Here is a 24,151-nt window from a genome sequence, read left to right on the forward strand (position 1 = left end):
CCCGGGAGTCACCAGTTGAGCACCGCACTTGCCACTCTCGAGCTGACCAGCGCACAGCTGGGCATCTGGAACGCGCAGCGGCTCGAACCGGATTCGCCGTACTACCTGGTGGGCGATGTCATCGAGATCTCCGGCGGGGAACCGGTCGACCTCGCGGCGCTGGCGGAGGCGATCCGGGCGACCGCCGAGGAGGCGGAAAGCCTGCGGCTGCGGGTGCTCGACACTCCGGACGGCCCGCGGCAAACCGTGTCCGCCGAGCCGGTTCCCCTGCCGGAAGTCGTTGACCTGCAAGGGGAGCCGGATCCGCTGGCCGCCGCGCACGCGCGGGTCGCGGCGGAGCGGCGGCGGGTGGCCGAGGCGTGCCGCGGGATGCTGGACCGGGCATTGTTCTCGCACCTGATCCTCCGGCTTTCCGACACCGAAGTGTGGTTTACGCAGCTCGGTCACCACCTCGTGTTCGACGGCTACACCGCGGCGATGCTCGCCCGCCGCACCGCTGCCCGGTACACCGCGGCGGTCCGGGGCGAAGAGGCGCCGCCGTCGGCGTTCGGCCGGTTCGCGGATCTCGTCGAAGCCGATCGCGCGTACCGGATGAGCGAACGGTTCACGAAGGACCGCGCGTACTGGTGCGACCGGTTCACGCCGATGCCGGAGCTGGCCGAGGACGCGAGCGCGGCCGGGCTGCCGGAAGCGACGTTCACCGCGCGCGCCGAACTCACCGCGGACGAGGTCGCCAGGCTTGGCGAACTGGGGAAGCGCGCGGGGACGACCTGGGGTGACGCGCTGATCGCGTGTTACGCGGCGTTCCTGCACCGCGTGCTCGGGACGGCGGACGTCGTGTTCGCGGTCCCGTTGATGTGCCGGGTCGGAGCGGCGTTGCGTACTCCGGCGATGGCGGTCAACGTGCTGCCGTTGCGGGTTCGCGTGGAGCCGGGCGACCGTCCGGAGGAGCTGACCGGGCGGGTCGCGCAGGCGTTGCGGGAAATGCGGGCGCACCAGCGGTATCGGGGCGAGAATCTGCCGCGGGATCTGGCGGTGCCTGGCGCGGGCGCTTTGCTGCACGGACGCGGGATCAACCTCAAGGCGTTCGATCTGGAGCTGGCGTTCGGCGAGGCGCGCGGGACGATGCGGAACGTCGCGGGCGGCCCGCCGGAGGACATGGGGCTCAGCGTGCTGCCGACGGACGGCGGCGGGCTGCTGCTGGGATTCGAGGTCGACGCGCGTTCGCAGGACCAGGCTGGCGTCGATGCGCAGCTCGCGGCGTTGCAGGCGTTGATCTCCGCGTTCACCGGGGCGGCCGCGCCGGTGGTCGGCGGGGTGGACCTGGTGCCGGACGTCGATGCCTTGCTGGCCGAATGGTCGACTCCCGCGGTTTCTTCGACCGGGGAAGGACTGCTGGACGGACTCGGTGCGCAGACGGCGCTGATGTGCGGCGACGAGCGGCTCACCGGCGACGAGGTGCGGGACCGGGCGCACCGGCTGGCGCGGGCGTTGCGGGCGCGGGGTGTCGGCGCGGACGACGTGGTGGCGCTGGCATTGCCGAGGTCGGTTGATCTGGTGGTGGCGCTGCTGGCGGTTCTCGACGCTGGGGCCGCGTTCCTGCCGTTGGACTTGGCGCATCCGACGGAGCGGTTGCGCTCGCTGGTCGCCGAGGTGACCCCGAAGCTCGCCGTCACGAATTCAGACCTGCTTCCGGGAGCGTCGCAGCTTCGGCTGGACGATCCGGCGGTACGAACCGAGATCGCCGGGTGCTCGGCGGCGGAGTTGTCCGATGTGGACCGTCATCCGGAACACCTCGCGTACGTCATCTTCACCTCGGGCTCCACCGGACAGCCCAAGGGAGTGCTGGTCCGGTCGGGCGGGCTGGAGACGTTGCTGCGGAACCACCGTGCGACCACGGTCGCCGAGACCGCGCAGGGACGGCGGCTTCGCGTGGCGCACACGTACTCGTTCGCCTTCGACTCGGCGATCGAGCAGCTGCTGTGGATGCTGTGCGGGCACGAATTGCACGTCTACGACACGGAAACCGCGCGCGACGTCGATGCGCTGCACACCGCGTTCGTGCGAGACCGGATCGACGTCATCGACACAACGCCGTCGATGGCGGCTCCGTTGCTGGACGCGGGATCGCTCGATCCGGCGTTGCTGGTGCTCGGCGGCGAAGCGACGCCGAGAGCGCTGTGGCAGCGGGTCGCTTCGTCGGGTATCCGGGCGCGCAACATCTACGGTCCGACTGAGGCCACTGTGGACGGTGCCAGCGCATTGATCACCGGGGACGAGCCGGTGATCGGGTTCGCGGTGCCCGGGACACGGGCGTATGTGCTCGACGCCGCGCTGCGGCCGGTGCTGCCGGGCAGCCGGGGGGAGTTGTATCTCGCCGGGCCGCATCTGGCGCGTGGTTATCTCGGCCGTCCGGGCGGGACGGCGGAACGGTTCGTCGCCGATCCGTTCGGGCCGCCGGGAGAACGGATGTACCGCACCGGCGACGTCGTGCGCTGGGTGCCGGGTCGTGGGCTGGAGTATCTGGGGCGGCGTGACGGTCAGGTCAAGATTCGTGGTCACCGGGTGGAATTGGGCGAGGTCGAGAGTGCGCTCGGTGCGGTGCCCGGCGTGCGGGCCGCCGCGGCGGCGGTGCGCGGCCCGCGGCTGATCGGGTATGTCGTCGGTGCCGGGCTGGCGGCGGAGGACGTTCGCGCGACGCTCGCGCAGCGGTTGCCGGAGGCGATGGTGCCGGCCGCGGTCGTGGTGCTGGACGAAATTCCGGTGACCAGCAACGGGAAACTCGACCGTGCCGCATTGCCCGCGCCCGCGGCCGCCGAGGGCGGGCGGGAGCCGCGGACCGAGCGGGAACGGCTGTTGTGCGCGGCGATCGCCGAGGTGATCGGCGTGGAGCGGGTCGCGGTCGACGACGATTTCTTCGCCCTCGGCGGCGACAGCATCACCGCGATCGGCGTGAGCAGCCGGTTGCGGGCGCACGGGCTGGATCTGCGGCCGCGGGATCTGCTGGCGCGGCGCAGTTTCGCGGCGCTGGCGGCGGCGAGCCGGGATCTGTCCGAACCGGACAGCGAACCGGACGAGCCGATCGGCGAGGTTCCGGCGCCGCCGATCGTGCGGACGTTGTTCGAGCTGAACCCGGATCTGGCCGCGATCGCCGGCTATGCACAGTGGACAGTGCTTCGAACGGACGGTCCGGTGCCGGGGCTCCGCGAGGGCGTGCAGGCGATTCTCGATCACCACGACGTGTTGCGGCTTCGCGTTGAATCCGATGGCTCGTTGGTGATCCGCCCGCGGGGCGCGGTCGTGGCTTCGGTCAGTGCGGCGACGGGTGATCCGGCTGTAGTGGCTGAACGGCTGGCGTCCGAATTGGACCCGCGCGCCGGGGAGATGCTGCGCGTCGCGCTGGTGGGGGGCCAGCTCGTGATCGTCGTGCACCACTTGGCGATCGACGGCGTTTCCTGGCGGATTCTGCTGCCTGATCTGCAGACAGCGTGCGAGGGCGGGGTTCTCGAACCCGTGCGCAACTCCTGGCGACGGCATGCCCTGGCGCTCGCCGAACAGGGGGCGAGCGGTGCGCGGCGTGGCGAACTCGGCTACTGGCGGTCGACGCGGAAGAGCAAGCTCGACCCAGAGCGTGACACCGTAGCCACCGCACATCGTTCGGTCACCGTCGCCACTGAAAAGGAAAGCACGGCGATCCTCACGACATTGCCCGCCGCGTACCGCGCGGGGGTCGACGAGGTGCTGCTCGCCGCGCTGGTCCTCACCCTGCGCGGCGACGAAGACGCGCTCACCGTCACGATGGAGGGCCACGGCCGCGAAGGGCTGGATCTCGCCCGCACTGTCGGCTGGTTCACCGCCGAATACCCGGTCCGCATTGAACTGTCCGGTGTGGACACGATCGACCGGTTGCTGCGCGCGGTCAAGGAAGCACGACGAGCGGTGCCGGACGGCGGGATCGGCTTCGGCGTCCTCCGATACTTGGACCCGGGCGCGGAGTTCGCGCCGGAAATGCCGGACGTCCTGCTCAACTACCTCGGCCGGTTCACTCCGCTGTCCGGCGGCTGGCAGTTGCCGGACGAGGATCCCTTCGCCGTCATCGAGCCGCCCGCGAAGGCCTTGGAGCAGGTTCTGGCGCTGAACTGCTTCGTTCGCGAGGAAGACGCCCCGCGGATCGCTGTCGAATGGACCGCCGCGAGCCGGGTTCTGCCGCCGAGCGAGGTCGAACGGCTGCAGCAAGCGTGGGGCGCGGCACTGGCCGCGCTCGCCGAGCACGCGCGGGAGACCACCGGCGGGCTCACCCCGTCGGACCTTCCGCTGGTCACGCTCACCCAGGACGACATCGACGCCCTCGAACAGCAGGGCCCGGTCGCCGACGTCCTGCCCGCGACGCCGTTGCAGGCCGGGCTGTCGTTCCACACCCTGACCCGGGGCGGGCCGGACGTCTACACCGTGCAAGCGGTGACCCGGCTCGAAGGGCGGCTTGTCCCGGAACGGATGCGTGCGGCCGCCGAGGAACTGCTGCGGAGGCATCCGGCGCTGCGCGTCCACCTGCACACGACGGCGGCGGGCGACGTCGTCCAGGTCGTGCCGGCCGACGTGCACCTGGACTGGCGACACGTCGAGCATCCGGAGAACGCCGACGGCGAATGCGCGGCCGAGCTGGCCCGGCCGTTCGATCCGGCGGTGCCGCCGCTGATCCGGTTCCTGCTGCTCACTCTCGGCCCGGCCGAACACCGGCTGGTGCTGACGATCCATCACGCGCTGCTCGACGGCTGGTCGATGCCGCTCGTCGGCCGCTCCCTGCTGGCCGCCTACGCCGAACTCGACGGCGGGCCGGCCGCTCCGGTCGCGCCGCCGTTGGCCGAGTACCACCGGGTGCTGGCCGCCCGCGACCACGACTCGGCGGTCGAGGCATGGCGGACCGCGTTGGCTGGATTGGAAGAAGGCACCCGGCTCGCCCCGGCGACCGCCGAGTCCGCTTCGGACCGTCCACAACGGATCTGGGTGGGGCTCGGTGCGGAGTTCAGCGAACAGCTGCGCGTCTTCGCACGGGAACGCGGCGTGACGTCGACGGCGGTGTTCCAGACCGCGTGGGGCGTCCTGCTGGCGCGGCTCACCGGACGCCAGGACGTGGTGTTCGGCTGCCCGGTGTCCGGCCGTCCGTCCGACGTCCCGGGTGTGGAAGCGATGATCGGCCAGCTCGGCTCGGCCATCCCGGTGCGCGTGGCGTTCGCCCCGTCCGATCCGGCGTCGGCGGTGCTGGCGCGGGTGCAGGACGAGAACGCGCGGCTCACCGACCACCATCACCTCGGCCTGCCGGACATCCAGCGCGCGGCGGGCGTCGGCGATCTGTTCGACACGATGCTGGTCATGGAGAACTTCCCGCTCTCCAGCCGGGAACGCGAACCGCTCGCGCCCGGGCTCGACCTCGCCGGCGTCGACATCACCGACGCGACGCACTATCCGCTGACCGTGATCGTGCTGCCCGGCGACGAGATCACGATCGGCCTCGGCTACCAGCCGCAGGCCTTCGACGAGCCGACCGTGCAGGCTTACGGCCGCTGGCTGACGACGTTGTTGCACGAGCTGGTGGCCGACCCGCAGCAGCCGGTCGCGCGGCTGCGTTCCCTTGGCACGGAAGAGGAAGCGGCTCTGCTTCGGCAAGGAACCGGACCCGAGCCACGACGGGAGGCCGGTACCTGCCTGGAGGAATTCGCCCGCTGGGTGCGGGAAACGCCGGACGCCGAAGCCGTCGTGTGCCGGAACCGCCGCCTGACTTACGCGGAACTGGACCGGAAGGCGAACCAGCTCGCGCACGCGTTGCGCGCTGCCGGGGTACGGGAACAAGACCCGGTCGCGGTGCTGCTGGAACGCGACATCGACTTGGTCGTCGCGCTGTTCGGCGTGCTCAAGGCCGGTGCCGTGCACGTGCCGATGGACCCGGCGTACCCGGCGGAACGCTTGGCGCATCTGGTAAAAGACAGCGCGCCCGCCGCAGTGGTGTCCAGTTCGGACCCTGGCTTCGGCATTCCGGTCATCGACCCGATGGTCCTCAACGGACCGTCTGCTTGGGACGATGCGGTCCCGGCGCCGGACTCGCTGGCGTACGTGATCTACACGTCCGGCACCACCGGAAAGCCCAAGGGCGTCGCGATCGCCCATCGCGGGATTCCGAGCCTGGTCGCGTTGCAGGAGGACATCGTCGGCATCCGGCACGGCGAACGGTATCTGCATTTCGCGTCCACGAGTTTCGACGTGTCGTACTGGCAGTTCTTCCTGCCGCTGCTGTCCGGCGGCACCTCGGTGATCGCGCCGGAGGAGGTGCGCGGGTCCGGCGACGACCTGCTCGGCTACGCCGCCGAACACCGGGTCACCGGGCTGAACCTGCTGCCGTCGTTCCTGTCCGCGATGCCGGACGACGCGACGGTCGACCCGGAGGTGTTCTTCGTCGTAGGCGCCGAACGGCTCGACCCGGAGCTGGCGCACCGCTGGGGCGACCGGCGGGCGCTGTTCAACGCCTACGGCCCGACCGAGGTCACGATCAACTCCGTCACGTGGGTGTATTCGGCCGACGACCCCGGTCCGCTGCCGATCGGACGGCCGGACCCGCAGGTGCGGGCGTACGTGCTGGACGCGGGGCTGCGGCCGGTCGGGACCGGCGTCACCGGCGAGCTGTACCTGGCCGGGCCGAAGCTCGCGCGCGGGTACGTGAACCGGCCGGGGCAGACCGCGGAGCGGTTCGTGGCCGACCCGTTCGGCGCGCCCGGAGACCGGATGTACCGCACCGGCGACCTGGTGCGCTGGCGGCCGGACGGGCAGCTGGTGTTCCTCGGCCGGGCCGACCACCAGGTCAAACTGCGCGGATTCCGGATCGAGCCGGGCGAGATCGAATCGGCGCTGGCGCGGCATCCGGACGTGCGGGCCGCGGTCGTGCTCGTGCGCGAGGACCGGCCGGGGGACCGGCGGCTGGCCGGCTACGTCGTGCCGGTCGACGGCGCGGATCCGGATCCGGCCGCGCTGCGCGAGTACCTGGCCGCTGAGCTGCCCGCGCACATGGTGCCGTCGGCGGTGCTCTCGCTGGAGCGGCTGCCGCTCGGGCCCAGCGGCAAGCTCGACCGGACTGCGTTGCCCGCGCCCGGTCCGCGCAACGTCGCGGCGGCCCGGCAACCGGCGACGGAAGCGGAAACCGTGCTACTGCAAGTGGTTCGCGAACTGCTCGGCCCGGACGTCACGATCGACGACGGGTTCCTCGACGCTGGCGGCGACAGCATCGCGTCGCTCCGGCTGGTCGCGCGCGCCCGGCGCGAGGGCTTGCACCTGACCGCGCGGGACGTCTTCGAGGGCGGCACGATCGCCGGGATCGCGGCTCGGTGCAGCGAGAAGACGGTGGTGGTGTCGCCGGATCTCACGCCCGCGGTCGGGGACGCGCCGCTGACGCCCGTCATGCGGCAACTGCTGGAACGCGCTGGCTCGGACGCCGACGGCTTCTGCCAGTGGGTCGAGGTGTGCGTGCCGTCCGGCGGCGACGTGCCGAAGTGGCGGGCGGCGCTCGACGCGGTCCTCGAACGGCATGACGTGCTGCGTTCGCACTTGGCCGGCGACGTCCTGCGCGTTCCGGAACCGGGCGCGGTGACCGGGGCGGACGTGCTGCTGGTCGTCCCGGCGGGGGAAGACGCGGATCTGCGGGCGCTGCTGGACGAGCAGATCACGGCGGTCCGGTCCGCGATGGACCCGCGAACCGGGCCGATGCTGCGGGCGCTGTGGATCGACGCCGGGCCCGCGCGGCCGGGGCGGCTCGCGCTGGTCGCCCACCATCTCGTGGTGGACGCGGTGTCGTGGCGGATCCTCCTCGACGATCTTGAGCAGGCTTACCTCGGCCGTCAGCTGCCGGATCGCGGGCCGTCGTTCCTCGGCTGGGCCCGCGCGTTGGTCGCGGCCAAACCGGCGCGGCAAGCGGAAAGCCCGCACTGGCAACGGATCGCGGCAACGGCCCGTCCGGTCGGCGGAGCCGCCCAGCACCACGAGATCGAGGTGTCGGAAGAGGTCGCGCAGGCGGTGCTGACGACGTTGCCGGGTGCGTACCGGACCGGGCCGGACGCGGTGCTGCTCACCGCGTTCGCGCGGGCTTACCGCGCCTGGCGCGGCTCGGAGCTGCTGGTCGCGTTGGAGAACCACGGCCGTCCGGACCACACGCCGGACTTCGCCGGAGCCGTCGATCTGTCCCGGACGGTCGGCTGGTTCACCGCGATGTACCCGGCACGGATCGCGCCGCCCGCTGGCGAGACGGCTATCGCCGCGGTCCGCGACCAGCTCCGTGCCGCGGGCGACGGGCTCGGGTTCGGCATCCTCGGCGGAACGTCGACCGGAGCGGACGTCAGCTGGAACTACCTCGGCCGGTTCGAGGCGGCGCCGCGGGAGGAGACGCCGTGGCGGCGCCCGCCGGACGCCGATCCGCTCGGCTCGGCCGGAGCACCGCTCGCGCACGCCCTGATGGTCAACGCGATGGTGCGCGACGACCGGCTGGCCGCTCGGTTCACCTGGCCGTCCTCGGAGTTCGGCACCGCCGAGATCGCGGCGCTGGGAGCGGCGTTCCAGGAGGAACTCGCTGCGCTGGCCGCCGAGGTGCCGGCCGGCGAGTTGTTGCCGTTGACACCGCTGCAGGAGCTGATCCTGCGCGAATCGCGGGCCGCGGACGAGGATCCGTATCCGGTGCAGGCGGCGTTTTCCCTGGCTGGACGGCTGGATCTGACCGCGTTGGAAGCGGCGGCGAACGCGCTGGTGCGGCGGCATCCGAACCTGGGCGCGGTCTTCCCGGCCGGGCACGAGGTACAGGTGCTGCCGACGGAACCGCAGGTCGGCTTCCGAGTGCGCTCGGGCGAGACCGAGCGGCTGCTCGCGGAAGACCTCGCCGAGCCGTTCGACCTCGAGGCGGGGCCGTTGCTGCGAGTCACCGTGCTCCGGCACGGTCCGGACCGGCACGAACTCGTCCTCACCAGCCATCACCTGCTGTCGGACGGCTGGTCGGCACCGCGGATCCTGGCCGAGTTGTTCGCCGGGTACACCGGGGAGTCGCTGCCGGAGGCGGTGCCGGTGTCGCGCTACACGCGGTGGCTCGCGACGCGCGACCACGCGGTCAGCGGGCATGCGTGGCGGACTGAACTGGCTGGTCTGCCGCCGCGGAAACTCCTGACCGGGCGGCCCGCGGCGGCCGAGCCGGAACTGTTCACTGTGGACGCCCCGCTCGTCGCTTCGCTGACGCGAGCCGGTGCCCGGCACGGTGTCACGGCGGGAACGTTGCTGCAAGGAGCGTGGGCCGCGGTGCTGGCTGCTCGGGCCGGGGCCGACGATGTCGCTTTCGGGACGATGGTTTCCGGTCGCACGTCCGAAGTGGACGGTGTCGAGGAGATCCTCGGGCTGCTCGCCAATACGGTTCCGGTACGGGTGCGGTTCACCGGAACCGTGGGGGAGACGCTGCTGCGAACCCAGTCCCGGCACCAGGAACTGCTCGCGCACCAGCACGTCGGCCTGGCGGAACTGGCTGCCTTGACGGGGCAGGACCGGTTGTTCGACAGCCTCGTCGTGTTCGAGAACTACCCGGTGGATCCGGCGAAACTGCGTGAACCGGCCCCGGGGCTGGCGATCACCGGCACCCGGTTCCGCGAGCGCACGCACTATCCGATGACGGTCACCGTGGTCCCCGAACTCGCGGGCGGCTGGTCCGGCATTTTCGGTTACCAGGCCGGGATTCTCTCCGCCGCGGAGGCCCGGTCGCTGGTCGCGGACCTGCTGCGGTTCCTGGCCGAGCTTCCCTCGCGACTGGACGAGGACGCGGGCGAGTGGCTGCGGTGAACCTGTGGCGGACCGCGTTCGTGCTCGTGCTGGGCACGTTCATGGCGACGCTCGACAGCACGATCGTCTCGGTCGGCGTCGAGACCCTGGCGGAGCGTTTCGCCGCGTCCGTCGCCGAGGTCCAGTGGGTCACCACGGCGTATCTGCTCGCGGTGGTGACCGCGGTGCCCGCGTCCGGCTGGCTGGCCGCGCGGTTCGGCGGGCGGCGGACGTGGCTGACCGCGGTGGTCGTGTTCGGGGCGGCGTCGCTGTTGTGCGGGCTGGCGAGTTCGCTGCCGATGCTGGTCGCGTTCCGCGTGCTGCAAGGATTGGCGGGAGGTCTGCTCCCGCCGACGGGGCAGGCGTTGCTGGCGCGCGCGGCCGGGCCGGAGCGGATCGGGCGGCTGATCAGCGTGGTCGGCGTAGTGCCGTTGCTGTCGCCGGTGCTGGGGCCGCTGGCGAGCGGGGCGATTCTGAGCGTCGCGGACTGGCCGTGGCTGTTCTACGTCAACCTGCCGGTCGGCGTGGTCGCAGTCCTGCTCGGGTTGCGGTACGTCGCGGCGGACCAGCCGACAGATCCGCGCGCACCGTTCGATTTCCGTGGCGCGGCTTTGCTTTCCCCGGGTTTGGCCGCAGTGGTGTTCGGGCTGACCGGATTCTCCGACGGATATCCGAAGCTGCTTTCCTCGGCTGCTGTCGTGGCGGGCCTCCTGATGCTGGCTGCGTTTGTCCGCCACGGATTGCGCGTGCGGGCGCCGTTGCTGGATCCGCGCTTGTTCACCCGGCCGCCATTTGGCGCCGCGGCGTTGGCGCTGGTCGTGTTGGGTGCTTCGGTGTTCGGCACGATGTTCTTGCTGCCGTTGTATCTGCGCCGCGGTGCCGGATTAGGCGCGTGGGACACCGGATTGCTTATGGTGCCGCAGGGAATCGGCGCGGCAGCGGGCTCGATGCTGGTGCATCGCCTGGTGGACCGGGCGGCTCCGCGAACGCTCGTGGTGTCCGGAATCGGTTTGGTGACGCTCGGAACCGCGGCTTTCACACAGCTGAGCCCGGAACTTCCCGATGTCGTGCTGGTCATTTCGTTGCTGCTGCGGGGATTCGGGGCGGCGATGATCAGTGCGCCGGTGCTGGCGCTGGTGTACCGCAGCCTGGAGAAGGCCCAGCTGCCGAAAGCCGCCGGCGCGTTGAATTTGCTGAACACTCTTGGCGGTTCGGTCGGGACCGCTGTGCTCGCGCTGGTGTTGCAGAACCGGCTGGCCGCACGGGGCGCGGACGTCGCGGCGGCCTTCGCGGACACGTTCTGGTGGGTGCTCGGACTGGTCGTGGCGGCGGCTGCCGGGGCGGCGAAGCTGCCTAAGGAAAGGAGCCGGTAGATGCAGGACACGTTGCCCAGCCCGGCGGAGGTGACCGCGGGGGCCGCACCGGACGTCGCACGGCACCGCGAAACGGTCTCGGCGGTGCTGGACCGGCGCGATCCGCGGTTGCTGGTGATCGTGGGTCCGTGCTCGGTGCACGACCCGTCGGCGGCGCTGGACTATGCGGAGTCGCTGGCCGGCGCGGCGGCTCGGTACGCCGACGATCTCGTGGTGGTTTTGCGGGCATACCTGGAGAAACCGCGGTCGGTGACCGGGTGGACCGGCTTCCTGCCGGATCCGACGCTGGACGGCAAAGGCGATCTCGCCACCGGGGTCCGGCTGGGCAGGCAGTTCTTGCTCGACGCGGCCGCGACCGGGTTGCCGCTGGCGTACGAGTTCGTGGATCCGGTGCTGGCGCCGTACGTCGCGGACACGGTGAGCTGGGGCGCGATCGGGGCCCGGACGGTGGCCAGCCAGCCGCACCGGCAGCTGGCGTCGTGGCTGCCGATGCCGATCGGGATGAAGAACTGCGTGTCCGGACGGCTGGGGCCCGCGGTGGACGCGATCCGCGCGGCCGGGGCGGCGCACGCGTTCCCCGGGCTTGGCGTGGACGGGCGGATGAAAACCGTGCGCAGCAGCGGAAATCCGGACGCGCACCTGGTCCTGCGCGGCGGTCCGGTGCCGAATTACGACGCGCCGTCGGTCGCGGAGGCGATGAAGGTGCTGGGGGAGGCGGGCCTGCCGCGAAGAGCGGTGGTCGACGCCTCGCACGGGAACAGCGGAAAGAACCACGACCGGCAGCCCGGGGTGGTCGCCGACGTCGCGGAGCAGGTGCGCGCCGGGGCGGCGGTGTCCGGGGTGATGATCGAGTCGTATCTGCGGGACGGGGCGCAGGATCCGGAACGGGTGCCCGCCGATCCGGCGGTGAGCCGGACGGATCCCTGTCTCGGGTGGGAGCGGACGGTTCCGCTGCTGGAGTCGTTGGCTCTGGCTGCCCGGGCGCGGGCGGTGCGGGTTTGATCGCGGGGACGGATCTTTCGCGCGGTCGGGCGGGCTAAGGCAGCAGATTGGCTCGGCGGGCGGCGTTGACGGCTTGGAGGCGGGTCTTCGCGTCCAGCTTCCGCATCGCGTTGCGCAGGTAGCTTTTCACCGTCTCCGGGCCCAGGCCGAGCGCTTCCGCGATGTCCGCGTTGGTCTGCCCGGCCGCGGCCCCTTCGAGGACGTCCAATTCGCGCGCCGACAAAGACGGTCCGCGGGCAGGGGCGCCGGTCAGGGACTGGCACACCGCGTCGATGCGGGCGCGCAGTTCCGGGTCGTCGACCGCGGCGGCGATCCGGCGAAGCTCGGCATGGCTTTCCCGGAGCGCTTCCAGTTCGGCCGGTTTCCCGGACGGCGCGCGTTCCGGTTCCGGGGCGAGCAGGTCGAGCCGCCGGCGCACTTCGGCGCGCACCGCGAGCTCTTGTTCCAGGTCACGGGCCACTTCGACCATCGCGGTGACCGACCGGTCGCCGAAGCGGACGTGTTCGCGGACCGCGCCGTAGAGCACCGCCCGGACGGTCCGCTGCACGATCACCGGCACCGCCATCACCGAGCGCACGCCCTCGGCCTTGACCGCCCGGTCGAAGTGGTGGCTGATCGCGTCGCTGGTGTAGTAGTCCGGCAGCACCACCGGTTTCCGCACGCCGATCGCGCGTCCGCCGAGGCCCTTGCCTTCCGCGACGACGAGGCCGAGCAGCGACGTGGTGGTGTTGCCGAGCAGCTCGGTCATCCGCAGCCGCTTGCCGTCGACGACCTCGCCGCCGAACGACAGCGGCACGCCCGCCGCGCTGCGGAGCCGGGCCAGGGCGCGGCGCACCTCGGCGGTGGTCTCGGTGGCACTCGTCACGGCAGGCACCCCACTTCGGCGGCACGGGAGGCTCCGGCAGGAGGTGTGATTCTACCCAGCCGCGCCGCCGTTGTCGCCGCGTACGGGTCGAAACGCCTGGTCAGAGTGCCGCCGGCGAAGGCGCCTGGGGATGGCGCGGCCACCCCTGTTCGGGGGTGGCCGGCTGGCTGACCTGCGGTGACGATGTGCCGACACCGGCCGACGATGACCGTGGAGCAGCCCCGTGAGCCCTGAACGCACCATGTTCGACCTGTTGCAGACCTACGCCGCGCCGGACGCGGACGCGACCCAGTTGCTGTGCGGACGGCATCCGGCCGACGCCGTCGCGTTCACGCTCGTCGAGGCCGACCTCAGCAGCCGCGACCTCACGTACGGCCGGCTCGAGGCCGCTTCCGCCCGGTTCGCCGCCGCGCTGGCCGCGCACGGCGTGCGGCCCGGCGACCGGGTCGCGACGCTCATGGGCAAGTCCGCCGAACTGGTCACCGCACTGCTCGCGATCTGGCGGCTCGGCGCGGTCCACGTGCCGCTGTTCACCGCGTTCGCGCCGCCCGCGATCGCTCAGCGGATCGTCGGCAACGGGACCCGCGTGGTCGTCGTCGACGCGGGTCAGCGGGCGAAACTCGACCCGGGCGACGACCTGCCCGCCGACCCGGCGCGGATCATCGTGACCACCGGCGAGGCGTCCGGCGGCGATCTGTCGTTCGAGGCGCTGCTGGACGAACCGCACCCGCTGCCGAGCCCGGTCGCGGTCGGCGGCGACGGCACACTGGTCGAGATCTTCACCTCCGGCACCACCGGCACCCCGAAGGCCGTGCCGGTGCCGCTGCGCGGACTCGCCGGAATCCATTCCTACCAGGAGTTCGGCCTCGACCAGACCGACGAGGACGTCTTCTGGAACGCCGCCGACCCGGGCTGGGCCTACGGGCTGTACTTCGCGTTGCTCGGTCCGCTCGCGACCGGACGGCGCAGCATCCTGCTGCACGCCGGGTTCAGCCCCGAACTGACCTGGCAGGTGCTCGAACGCTTCGGCGTCACCAACTTCACCGCCGGCCCGACGGTGTACCGCGCGCTGCGCGGCTCGGGCCTGCCGGTGCCGGCCGGTCTGCGGCTGCGGCACTGCTCGTCGGCGGGGGAGCCGTTGACGCCGGACGTCGTGACCTGGGCCGAGGAGGTTCTCGGCTGTCCCGTGCGCGACCACTACGGCCAGACCGAAACCGGCATGGTCGTCGGCAACGCCTGGCATCCGAGCCTGATCGCGCCGGTCAAGACCGGATCGATGGGACGGCCGCTGCCCGGGTTCGCCGTCGAGGTCCTGAAGGCGGGCAGCGACGAGATCGCGGAGGTCGGCGAGACCGGCCGCGTCGCGATCGACGTGTCCGCCAGCCCGCTGATGCCGTTCTCCGGCTACCGCGACGCCCCCGATCGGACCGCGGAACGCTTCAGCGCCGACGGCCGCTGGTACTACACCGGCGACATCGCCGCCCGCGACCGCGACGGCTACCTGACCTTCGGCTCCCGCGACGACGACGTGATTCTCATGGCGGGCTACCGGATCGGCCCGTTCGAGGTGGAAAGCGCGCTGACGCACCACGAGGCCGTCGCGGAAGCCGCGGTGATCGGCGCGCCGGACGAACTGCGCGGGGAACTGGTGGTGGCCTACGTCGTGCTGAACCCCGGCGCGGAGGGGTCGGACGCGCTGGTCGACGAGCTGAAGCAGACGGTCAAGACCCGGCTGGCCGCGCACGTCTATCCGCGGCGCATCCATTTTGTGGCGGAACTGCCGAAGACGCCGAGCGGCAAAATCCAGCGTTTCGCGTTGCGAGGCCGGGAGCTGAGCACCGCTTCGAGCTGAGTTTTCCCGCGGCCGGTGCCACACTGGTCCGATGCCGCCTGACCTGCACGGCCGGGTCGCCCTCGTCGCGGGGGCGACCCGCGGTGCGGGCCGGGGAATCGCCGCCGCGCTCGGCGAGGCCGGCGCGACCGTGATCTGCACCGGACGCAGCAGCCGCACTGTGCTTCGGCGTTCGGACTACGCCCGGCCGGAGACGGTCGAGGAAACCGCTTCGCTCGTATCTCAACTGGGCGGTGCCGGCGTCCCGTTCGTCGCCGATCATCTGGACCACGACGATGTCCGCCGGCTCGCTGCGTTCGTCCGCGCTGAATACGGACGGCTTCATGTGCTGGTCAACGACATCTGGGGCGCGGAGCGGCTCAAGGGCGGTCCGGCGGATTGGAACACGCCGGTGTGGGAACACGATCTCGACGCGGGGTTGCGCATTCTGCGGCTCGGGGTGGAGACGCATCTCGTCACGTCGCATTTCCTGCTGCCGCTGGTGATCCGGGAGCCTGGCGGGTTGGTGGTCGAGGTGACCGACGGGACTTCGGCGCACAATGCTTCGCGCTATCGGATTTCGGTGTTCTACGACTTGGCCAAGGCTTCGGTGAATCGGCTGGCGTTCTCGCAGGGGCACGAGCTCGCTGCTTACGGCGGCACGGCTGTCGCGGTCACGCCGGGGTGGCTGCGGTCGGAGATGATGCTCGACGCTTACGGGGTTGCTGAGGAGAACTGGCGGTCGGCTTTGGCGGCTGGGGCGCCGCCCGGGTTCGCGGAGTCGGAATCGCCGCGGTATGTGGGGCGCGGGGTGGCGGCGATGGCGGCTGATCCGTTGCGGGACAGGTGGAATCAGCGGTCGGTGAGTTCGGTGGAGCTGGCGCGGGAGTACGGGGTGACGGATGTGGACGGGCGGCAGCCGGACAGCTGGTGAGGTCAGGTGTATTGCTGCCAGCTGAGTGCGCCGTTTTCCAAGTCGGTGCACACTCCCCGAAGCCAGGCCAGTTCTGCGGTGACGACTGCTGTGCGGTGCTCGTGCTCCAGCAGGTGCAGCCGAGGGACGTAGGCGTCGCGCGATGCGCGGAGCACCGCCTCGGTGCCGTCGAGACGTTCCTGCAGTGCCTCGATCCGATGCCGCAATTGGACTAGCGCGTCTTCCGGGGTGAGCAAGTGCAGGAATGACACCGCCGCGGGAAAGAGCGGGAACTCGGCGGCCGGGGTCGCTACGCCGGACCGGACCGCGGCCAGCAACGTCTCCCGCCCGGCCGAAGTGATCTCGTAGACCGTGCGCTCGGGCCGCCGTTCTGTGCGTTCGACAGCATGGACGCGGACCAGCCCATCGCGTACGAGCCGTTCCAGTGCGGTGTGCAAACCCGAGCGCGTGCGGACATTCACGACCAGGTCGACGCCGCGTTCCTTGATCAGCTGCTGCATCCCGTAGGCGTGCCGAGGTTCCTCGGCGAGCAGTGCGAGAACAGCGAGAACGACTGGAGACAGGTTCCCTCGAGAGGCCATAGTCTGTATCGTACTAGTCTGTTACAGACTATAAGGGAGGAGGGTCTGATGGAGGGACGGAGTCTCGGTACGGCGCTGCTCGAAGTCGTGGTCTCCATCGGGGGCTATTACGTACTCCGCGCGTGCGAGGCGGGCGTCTTCTGGTCGCTGACAGGACCGGCTCTGGTGGTCGCGATGCTCGCCGTCGCCGCGACAATCCGCCGTCGCCGGTTGGACCTTGTCGGGTTGCTGGTCCTGATCGAGCTGGCCACGACGCTCACTCTGACGCTGGTGACGCAGAACCCGCGGGCAGCAGCGTTGCGCGAGGCAGCTTACGTAGTGGTCGCCGGGATTTTCTGTCTGGTCACGTTGTTCCGGCAGGCTCCGCTGACGCACGTTTTCGCGGCGTCAGCCGCGAGCTTCGGCGACCCGGCACGGGAGCGGGCTTTCGCCTGCGCGTGGAGTTCGGTGCCGCGGTACCGGCGGTGGCAGCGCGCGCTGACCGCGTTGCTGGGCACGATTCTGCTGGCCGCGGCAGCGGTGCGAGCGGTGATCCTGCTGAGTGCTTCGGACGCGGGGCTCGCGCACGCGACGGACATGTCGAACACGGTGACGTTGTACATGCTCGGTGCGCTTGGCGTGGCGAGCGGGGCGCTGATCCAGGTGCCGCGGCGGATCGTCGAGCGCCTTGCTTCGTCGGCGGAAACCGGTGCCTGACTTCCCTCTCCCGCGCAGGTGGAGGGAACGCGGAAGATCGGTTGCTCGTAGCCGAGATCCATGCGGAGGATGTTGTCCTCGCTGGTCTGGGTGAGGACTTCCAAGATGACCGCGACCGCTCCGCCCGGGTGCTCGTTCGACGCGAACGTGCTGCGGTCCCAGAAGACGACTGGCCAGTGGGTGGGGTCTTCGGGGCTGGCCCGGCGCGGTGCCGATGTCCTGTTCGGCGGTGCTCCAGCCTCGGCCCGGCAGGATACTCCCGGCCCAGCGGGTGATCTCGACGATCTCCTCGATCGGTTGGCTCACCTGCGCAGCTTGCCGGAAATCGATCACCGGCAGGATTGCGCTGAACGGAGCAATCAAAACTGAGGCAACCGCCGCACCGCGGCCGCACACTCGTCCGTAATCCGCGAGACGATCTCCGCCGCCGGAAGGATTTCCGCGATCAGCCCCGCTGACTGACCAGCCTCCACCTTCCCGGAAACCACATCACCGTGCAGAGCGGCGTCCTTGAGCGAAGAATCCTGAAAAACCTTGCGCCGCACTGATTCCTCGGCACCGGAAGCTTCCAGCTCGGCCATCCGAGTGGTGAAATCATTCGACAACGCACGGATCACCCCCAAACCGTGGCCCACCGTGCGCGTGTCGTCGACACCGGCGGCAATCACCGCCTCCTGATAGGACGGATGCACAGTAGCCTCGGAACTCGCCAGGAATCGGGTCCCGAACTGGGCCGCGCCTGCGCCCAAAGCCAGCATCGCGGCCAATCCGGCTCCATCGGCAACTCCGCCGGAGGCGATCACGGGGACCGAAGGCACGGCGGAAACCACGGCACGGACCAGGACCTGCGTGGTCACCATCCCCGGCGGCGGATGTCCGCCAGCTTCAGCACCGACTACCACCAAACCGTCGACACCGGCAGCAGCAGCCTTCAACGCATGCGAAACCCCGGCAACAACGTGCAGGCACCGCGTCCCGGCTGCGTGGAACCGCTCCAGGTACCGGCGCGGGCCGCCTTGGGAGGCGATCAGCACTGGAGGACGGCGGGCGAGCAGGAGGTCGATGACCTCGTCGGCGCCGGCTCGGTAGAGCGGCAGGTTCACCGCCCACGGACGGTCGGTCCCGGCGGCCATTTCGTCCAGTACCCGCGCCAGATCGGGCAGGCGCATCGGGCCGGCGGCGACTACGCCCAGGCCGCCGGAGTTGCTGACGGCCAAGGGGAGTGGCGAGGACGACGAGGCCCACGACATCCCGGCTTGGATGATGGGCAGGTCCAAGCCCAGCAAGTCGGTGACAGAGGTGCGCAGCCGCGTCATGAGTTCTCCAGCAAAGCCCGGGCATAGCGAGCCAGTTGGTTCTTCTGCACCTTGGCGCTGGCGGTCATGCCGATGGCCTCGAACCCGTCCACGATGCGCAGGTGCCGCGGGACTTTGAAACCTGCCAACCGTTCTTTGGCCCACAAGAGCAGGTCTTCTTCCGAAATTCCTGGCGACGTAAGGACGACAAAGGCGAAGGGGACTTCGATCAATCGCTCGTCCGGGACTCCGACGACGGCGGCTTGCCGCACGGCGGGATGCCGGTGCAGCACATCCTCGACATCCGCGGGAGCGACGTTTTCCCCGCCGACCCGGATGATTTCCTTGGTGCGTCCGGTGAAATGGAACCTTCCGGAATCGTCGAGCAGGCCGACGTCTCCGGTGGACAGCCAGCCGTCGGCGTCGATGGTTTCGGCGGTGCGCACGGGGTCGTCCAGATAGCCTTGCATGACGTTCCACCCTCGCACCAGCACCGAGCCCGGTTCGCCGGGGCCGCAGTCGCGGGTGTCGTCCAGGGACCGGATGCGGATTTCCACGCCGGGTTCGGGGGCCATGGCTCCTGAAGCGCGGATGTCCTCCGGTTCCCACCAGGCGGATTGGGCGACGTTCGGCGAGGCTTCGGAAAGTCCGTATCCGGCAACGCATTCGCGGGCGCCAAGCTCCTCGATGACGCGCCGGACGACAGTGGGCGAGGCGGCGACCCAGGCGCCGCGCAGAGACAGGCGGCGGTGCGGGCGGTCGGGGTGGTTGAGCAGGAGCAGGGCGATGGTGTCGTTGCCGGAGAAGTGCGTGCAGCGCTCAGCTTCCAACAGCCGCAACGCTTCCGCGGGTTCGAATTTCGGCATCGTCACCAAAGTGGCGGCGTGCTGCAAAGAGGACAGCACCGACAGGGTGCTTCCGGCGACGTGGAAGAACGGGCGCGCGGAATGGAACCGGTCGCCGGGGCGCAAACCCATGCGGGCGCCGGAAAAGAAGGCGTCGGCGCACATGCTCCGGTGGGTCAAAAGGACGCCCTTGGGACGCGACGTCGTGCCGGAGGTGTATTGCACGAGAAGGAGATCGTCCGGCGTCGCAACGGGTTCGGCAGGGGAGCCGGCGGCCAGGAAATCGGTCCAGCTGTCCTGGCCCAGGATGATGATGCGTTCCAGCGACGGAAGGGAAGCACAGCCGGGTTCGATGCCTGCCTCGGCGAACAGTTCGGGGAAGTTGACGTTCAGGACGCGGTCGGCGGCGAACAGCGTGCTGACCCCGGCGTGCGCGAGCGTGTAGTGCACCTCGTCGGCGGTGAAGCGAGTGTTGACCGGGACGGCGAGCGCGCCCAGTGACCCCAGGGCCAGGAAAAGCGCGACCCATTCCGGAGTATTGCCCAGGCAGAGCCCGACGCGGGAGCCTCGGCCGATCCCGGCGGCAGCCAGCGCGCCGCGTACCCGGGCGACCTCGGCGGCCAGTTCCCGGTAGGTGATCCGCGCGTCGGCGGTGACGACGGCCTCGACGTCGGGAGCCAGCAGCGCGGCCCGGGCGAGGGCGTCCTGGACGGTGAGCGGGCAGGCAGTGCGCAGGTCGGTCATCGGGTCTCTCCAGTGAACCGGGCGACGCCGTCGCGCCAGCTGCCGTCGGCGAGGTTCTGTTCGATGGCGGACATTTCGATCCGGATGCCGCGGTCCAGGTCGGTTTCCGAACCCAGGTCCACGGCGCGTTTGGTCAGGGCGATCGCGCCGGGCGGGGCGGCGGCGATAGCGGCGGCGACCTCGGTTCCGGCGGCTGCCAGGTCCGGGACGACGCGGTTGACGAGGCCGAGTGAGGCGGCTTCGGAAGCGGACAACGGCGTGTTGGTGAACAACAGTTCCTTGGCCCGCCGTTTGCCGATGGCGCGCTGAAGCCGTTGGGTCGCGCCGACGGTGCCCCAATGCGGTTCAGGGAAGCGGAAAACGGTGCCCGAGGCGGCGAGAGCGAAGTCGGCGGCGAGGGTGATTTCGCCGCCGGAGCCGACGACGGCGCCGTGCACCAACGCCACCACCGGACAGCGGCAGGCCTCGATCGCCGCGTAAGCCGCGAAGGAAGCGACTCGGCGGCGGCGGACCCAGGCGGCGTCCTTGCCGGTCCGTTCCTTCAGATCGGCGCCGGCGCAGAAAACCGGGCCGGCACCGCTGAGCAGCACAACGCGGGCATCTGAGATATCAACCGCGTCGAAGGCTTCCTTCAGCGCGTGGCACATCGCGAGATCCACGGCATTGCGCGCCGACGGGCGGGCCAGTTCGACACGGGCGATTCCGTCGGTGACGTCCAGCGTCACGCGTTCGTTCATCAGATCACTCCCGCGGCCCGCAGGCCCTCGATCTCGCCGTCCGACAGTCCCGCCAGGTCGCGCAGCACGACATCGGTGTCCGCGCCGAGAACCGGAGGTGTTCCCGGTGCCGGGGCGTCTCCGGAAGTCTCGCGCAACGGCGTGCGCAGCGCTGGGAACGAGCCTTCGACGGGATGCGTGAACTCCCCGACGACGCCCCGCGCGACGGCGTGCGGATCGGCCAGCGCCTCGCGCACCGAACGCACCGCGCCGGCGGGGACCTCGGCCGCTTGCAGTTCTTTGACCAGCTGATCCCGGTCGTGCCGGGCGATTGCCCCGCGCAGCGCCTTCATGACGCGCGCGCGGTGTTCGACGCGACCAGCGTTGTGCTGCAACGAAGGGTCGGCGGCCAAAGCGGACAATCCGAGCACCGTGCACAACGGTCCCCAATGCTGGTCGCTGCCGCTGATGTGCAGCCATTCGCCGTCCCCGGCCTGGAACGCCGCCGACGGCACGCGTCCCGGATGCTCGGTCCCAGTGCGGACGGGATCCTCGCCGAGCGCGAACAGCCGCGCCGCGTTGAGCGCGTGCAGGCTGAGCTGGACGTCCATCATCGCCACGTCGAGGTGCCGCCCACGGCCGTCGGACGAGCGCCCGGCAAGGCCGGCCAGCACGGCGATCACCACCCACAGCCCGGACGTCAGGTCCGCGACCGGCACCCCGGTTTTCGCGGGCGGACCAGCGGGATCGCCGGTCATCGCCATCACGCCGGACAGCGCCTGGAACACCGTGTCGTAGCCCTTGCGGTGCGCGTCCGGCCCGGTCTGGCCGAAGCCGGTCGCCGACACCAGCACGAGGCCGGGGTTCGCCGCGGACAGGTCGGCGTAGCCGAGGCCGAGGCGGTCGAGCGTGCCGGGCAGGAAGTTCTCCACCACGACGTCGGCGCGTGCGGCCAGTTTCCGGACGACGTCGCGGCCGCGCGGGTCCTTCAAGTCCACAGTGACCGATTGCTTGCCGCGGTTGAAGGCGAAGAAGTACGCGCTTTCGCCGTGCGGCAGCCGAGGTTCGAAGCCGCGGGTTTCGTCGCCGGCGCCAGGGCGTTCGACCTTGATCACGGTCGCGCCGAGTTCGGCGAGGATCTGGGTGGCCAGCGGCGCGGCGAGGACCCGGGAAAGGTCCAGCACGGTGACCCCGGCGAGCGGCCCGGTCATGAGCGGAACCCGCGCATCAGGGCGTTGACGTCCTGGCCCGCCCGCATCGCGGCGTCCGTCGGCAGGTCCGCGACGCGGTAGAAGAGGTCCTTGGCGGCGGCGAGCGCGCGCGGTTCGACCGAGGCCCAGCGCTGCGCGATGGAGAGCGCCGCGGGCACGATCTCGGCAGGTTCGACCACCTGGTTCACCAGCCCATAGGACAGGGCTTCCGCGGCGGTGAGCAGCCGACCCGTGCTGACCAGCTCGAACGCCAGCTTGCGGCCCAGATGCCGGACCAGCCCGGTCATCACCAGCGCGGGCACGATCGAATGCTTCAGCTCGGGGTAGCCGAACTTCAGGTCCGACCCGGCGACCACCAGGTCCGCCCCGATGGCGAGACCGGCACCGCCGCCGACCGCCGCTCCGCGCACCGCGCTGACGACCGGGACCGGCAGCTGCTGCATGCGCGTCTGGAGCCGGGCGGTGAGCGCGGCGCGCTCGAGAACGGCTTCCGGCTGGTCCGGAGTGAGCGACGAGAACTCGTTCAAATCGGCCCCGGCGCAGAACCCGCGACCGGCTCCGGTCAGAACGACCGCACGGACGCTCGGGTCCCGTCCGGCTTCGTCCAATGCGGCATCGAGAGCGCGAGTGAGCGCGGTGTCGAGCGCGTTGAGTTTGTCCGGCCGGTTCAAGGCAAGGACGCGGACAGCGTCGTGATTTTCGGTCAGCAGCACAGGTTTCTCCCCATCGGAAAGGTCAGGCGGACGCGAAGCCGGCGCGGGCGACCATGCTGTGAAGCGGGCGGCCGAGCGCTTCTTCGCAGGCCGCGGACGCCGCGGCGAGCCGGTCCAGATCGAGGCCGGTTTCGACGCCCATCGCGGCGAACAGGCTGGCCAGGTCCTCGGTGCACACGTTGCCGGTGAGCCCGGCCCCGTAGCCGATCTTCGCCGGATGCCCGCCGACGCCGCCCATCGCGGAATCGAAATGCCGGCACCCGGCATCCAAAGCGGCGACGGCGTTCGCGATCCCGGTTCCGCGCGTGTTGTGCAGGTGCGCGACCAACGCCAGGTCCGGGTGCTCGCGGGACAGCCGGGTGTACAGCGCGCGCACCGAGCCCGGGGTCGCGACGCCGGTGGTGTCGCCCAACGTCACCAGGCTCGCGCCGAGGTCGGCGAAACGCGCGACGTCCTCGGCCACCCGGCCCGGGTCGACCTTGCCTTCGAACGGGCAGCCGAACGCCACCGAAACCACTCCGACCAGGCGGAACCGTCCGTCGGCGAGCTTGACCATCTCGGTCACGCGCTCCCACTGCCCGGCGCGCGTGGTGCGCAGGTTCCGCTCGGTGTGCGCTTCGGTGGCGGACACCAGCAGGCTCAGTTCCTCGGCGCCGTGCCCGGCTTCGAGGTCCGCGAGGGCGCGTTCGACAGCGCGCGGGTTCGGGCAGGTCGCCTTGAACGCGACGCCCGGGCGCCGGTCGATCCCGGCGAGCACTTCGGACGCGTCGGAGAACCCAGGCACCCGCGCCGGATGGCTGTAGCTGGTGGCCTCGATCCGGCGGAAACCGGTGCGCGCGAAGGAGTTCAGCAGCGCGATCTTCGTCGCGGTCGGCACGGGCTCCGGCTCGTGCTGCAGCCCGTCGCGGGCGAAGCACTCGCAGATCGTGACGGCGTCGGACATCCTGGGCCCACCTCCTCGTCGGTGGATCCAGAAGTACGCGAGGGTGTTGATAAAGTCAACACTACTCGACGGCCGAGTGAGCCCGCTCACTCTCCTCGACGGCCAGCGCGTGCTCGGCCAGCTTGTCCAGTGCGCGGTCCAGCACCCGCGCCTCCTCGCCGGTGAGCGTGGCGAGGAAGTCCGCGTCGCGCTCGTTGGCGGCGGTGATCAGGCCGCGGTACACCCGGGTGCCCTCGGCGGTCAGCGCCAGCTGCGACGTGCGCCCCGACCCGGCCGTGCGGTTCACCAGGCCGCGGTCGGTCAGCCGGCTGACCACGCGGCTCATCTGCGCTTTGTCGAGTCCGGCGCGGCGCGCGAGCCGGTTGAGCGTGAGCGTCGGGTCGGCTGCGATGAGCGCGATCGCGCGCCATTCGCCGAGGCTTACGCCGAAGTCCCGCCGGTAGCGCACCGCGGCGCTGCGCGACATCGCCGACGACGTGCGCGAGAGCCGGTAGGACAGCAGTCCGGAGATGGGGACCAGGTCGTGTCCGTCTGCGCGTTCGGCCATGGCCGGACATCGTAGCCGTTACCCGCT

The 24,151-nt window shown here is 70.7% G+C and carries 16 protein-coding genes; 7 read left to right on the forward strand and 9 right to left on the reverse strand.

The annotated features are described in order from the left end of the window. The first annotated feature begins 15 nt into the window (after positions 1 to 15). From L3Q65_RS06635 to L3Q65_RS06645, 3 genes are read left to right on the forward strand one after another with little or no spacing between them, the layout of a single operon-like run. Positions 16 to 9,849 carry a non-ribosomal peptide synthetase gene (locus tag L3Q65_RS06635; protein ID WP_237599062.1) on the forward strand — a complete coding sequence of 3,278 codons (9,834 nt, stop codon included), beginning with the start codon at positions 16 to 18 and terminating at the stop codon, positions 9,847 to 9,849. A 41-nt stretch (positions 9,850 to 9,890) separates the two neighbouring features. Continuing rightward, positions 9,891 to 11,201 (forward strand): DHA2 family efflux MFS transporter permease subunit, encoded by a 1,311-nt coding sequence (locus L3Q65_RS06640; RefSeq protein ID WP_182892116.1) that lies wholly within the window; start codon positions 9,891 to 9,893, stop codon positions 11,199 to 11,201. After that, positions 11,202 to 12,203 carry a 3-deoxy-7-phosphoheptulonate synthase gene (locus L3Q65_RS06645; RefSeq protein ID WP_182891855.1) on the forward strand — a complete coding sequence of 334 codons (1,002 nt, stop codon included), beginning with the start codon at positions 11,202 to 11,204 and terminating at the stop codon, positions 12,201 to 12,203. Between the two features lie 34 nt (positions 12,204 to 12,237). On the opposite strand, the gene L3Q65_RS06650 is transcribed toward L3Q65_RS06645, so the two are convergent. Continuing rightward, positions 12,238 to 13,068 (reverse strand): LuxR C-terminal-related transcriptional regulator, encoded by an 831-nt coding sequence (locus L3Q65_RS06650; protein ID WP_237599063.1) that lies wholly within the window; start codon positions 13,066 to 13,068, stop codon positions 12,238 to 12,240. 223 nt (positions 13,069 to 13,291) lie between these two features. On the opposite strand from L3Q65_RS06650, the gene L3Q65_RS06655 reads away from it, so the two are divergent. Both L3Q65_RS06655 and L3Q65_RS06660 read left to right on the forward strand, forming a co-directional pair. Continuing rightward, a complete protein-coding gene (locus tag L3Q65_RS06655; protein WP_237599065.1) occupies positions 13,292 to 14,920 on the forward strand; it encodes an AMP-binding protein in 1,629 nt (542 codons plus the stop codon). A 31-nt stretch (positions 14,921 to 14,951) separates the two neighbouring features. After that, positions 14,952 to 15,833, forward strand: coding sequence for an SDR family oxidoreductase (locus L3Q65_RS06660; RefSeq protein ID WP_237599067.1), 882 nt, complete (start codon positions 14,952 to 14,954; stop codon positions 15,831 to 15,833). A gap of 2 nt (positions 15,834 to 15,835) precedes the next feature. Here L3Q65_RS06660 and L3Q65_RS06665 read toward each other — a convergent pair whose 3' ends face one another. Next, on the reverse strand, positions 15,836 to 16,414 hold the full coding sequence (locus tag L3Q65_RS06665) for a PadR family transcriptional regulator (RefSeq protein ID WP_237599068.1): 579 nt from the start codon (positions 16,412 to 16,414) through the stop codon (positions 15,836 to 15,838). 48 nt (positions 16,415 to 16,462) lie between these two features. On the opposite strand from L3Q65_RS06665, the gene L3Q65_RS06670 reads away from it, so the two are divergent. Continuing rightward, positions 16,463 to 17,110, forward strand: coding sequence for a VC0807 family protein (locus tag L3Q65_RS06670; RefSeq protein WP_237599069.1), 648 nt, complete (start codon positions 16,463 to 16,465; stop codon positions 17,108 to 17,110). 105 nt (positions 17,111 to 17,215) lie between these two features. Then, entirely contained in the window at positions 17,216 to 17,479 is a 264-nt protein-coding gene (locus L3Q65_RS06675; RefSeq protein WP_237599071.1) for a hypothetical protein, read from the forward strand. On the opposite strand, the gene L3Q65_RS06680 is transcribed toward L3Q65_RS06675, so the two are convergent. The 7 genes from L3Q65_RS06680 to L3Q65_RS06710 form a co-directional block, all read right to left on the reverse strand. Next, positions 17,470 to 18,426, reverse strand: a complete 957-nt coding sequence (locus L3Q65_RS06680; protein ID WP_237599072.1) for a nitronate monooxygenase family protein — start codon at positions 18,424 to 18,426, stop codon at positions 17,470 to 17,472. The genes L3Q65_RS06675 and L3Q65_RS06680 overlap by 10 nt on opposite strands. Continuing rightward, positions 18,423 to 19,994 carry an AMP-binding protein gene (locus L3Q65_RS06685; protein ID WP_237599073.1) on the reverse strand — a complete coding sequence of 524 codons (1,572 nt, stop codon included), beginning with the start codon at positions 19,992 to 19,994 and terminating at the stop codon, positions 18,423 to 18,425. Before L3Q65_RS06685 ends, L3Q65_RS06680 begins: the two co-directional genes overlap by 4 nt. Further along, a complete protein-coding gene (locus tag L3Q65_RS06690) occupies positions 19,991 to 20,731 on the reverse strand; it encodes an enoyl-CoA hydratase/isomerase family protein (protein WP_237599075.1) in 741 nt (246 codons plus the stop codon). The genes L3Q65_RS06685 and L3Q65_RS06690 overlap by 4 nt, the downstream gene beginning before the upstream one ends. Next, positions 20,731 to 21,921: a CaiB/BaiF CoA-transferase family protein gene (locus tag L3Q65_RS06695; RefSeq protein ID WP_182891845.1), complete on the reverse strand. Its 1,191-nt coding sequence runs from the start codon at positions 21,919 to 21,921 to the stop codon at positions 20,731 to 20,733. The genes L3Q65_RS06690 and L3Q65_RS06695 overlap by 1 nt, the downstream gene beginning before the upstream one ends. Beyond that, positions 21,918 to 22,634, reverse strand: a complete 717-nt coding sequence (locus L3Q65_RS06700; RefSeq protein WP_182891844.1) for an enoyl-CoA hydratase/isomerase family protein — start codon at positions 22,632 to 22,634, stop codon at positions 21,918 to 21,920. The genes L3Q65_RS06695 and L3Q65_RS06700 overlap by 4 nt, the downstream gene beginning before the upstream one ends. Before the next feature lie 22 nt (positions 22,635 to 22,656). Continuing rightward, positions 22,657 to 23,577, reverse strand: coding sequence for a hydroxymethylglutaryl-CoA lyase (locus tag L3Q65_RS06705; RefSeq protein WP_237599076.1), 921 nt, complete (start codon positions 23,575 to 23,577; stop codon positions 22,657 to 22,659). A 61-nt stretch (positions 23,578 to 23,638) separates the two neighbouring features. After that, positions 23,639 to 24,124 carry a MarR family winged helix-turn-helix transcriptional regulator gene (locus tag L3Q65_RS06710; RefSeq protein ID WP_237599077.1) on the reverse strand — a complete coding sequence of 162 codons (486 nt, stop codon included), beginning with the start codon at positions 24,122 to 24,124 and terminating at the stop codon, positions 23,639 to 23,641. Positions 24,125 to 24,151 lie beyond the last annotated feature (27 nt).

Source organism: Amycolatopsis sp. FU40, assembly GCF_021903635.1.
Classification (GTDB): Bacteria; Actinomycetota; Actinomycetes; order Mycobacteriales; family Pseudonocardiaceae; genus Amycolatopsis; species Amycolatopsis dendrobii.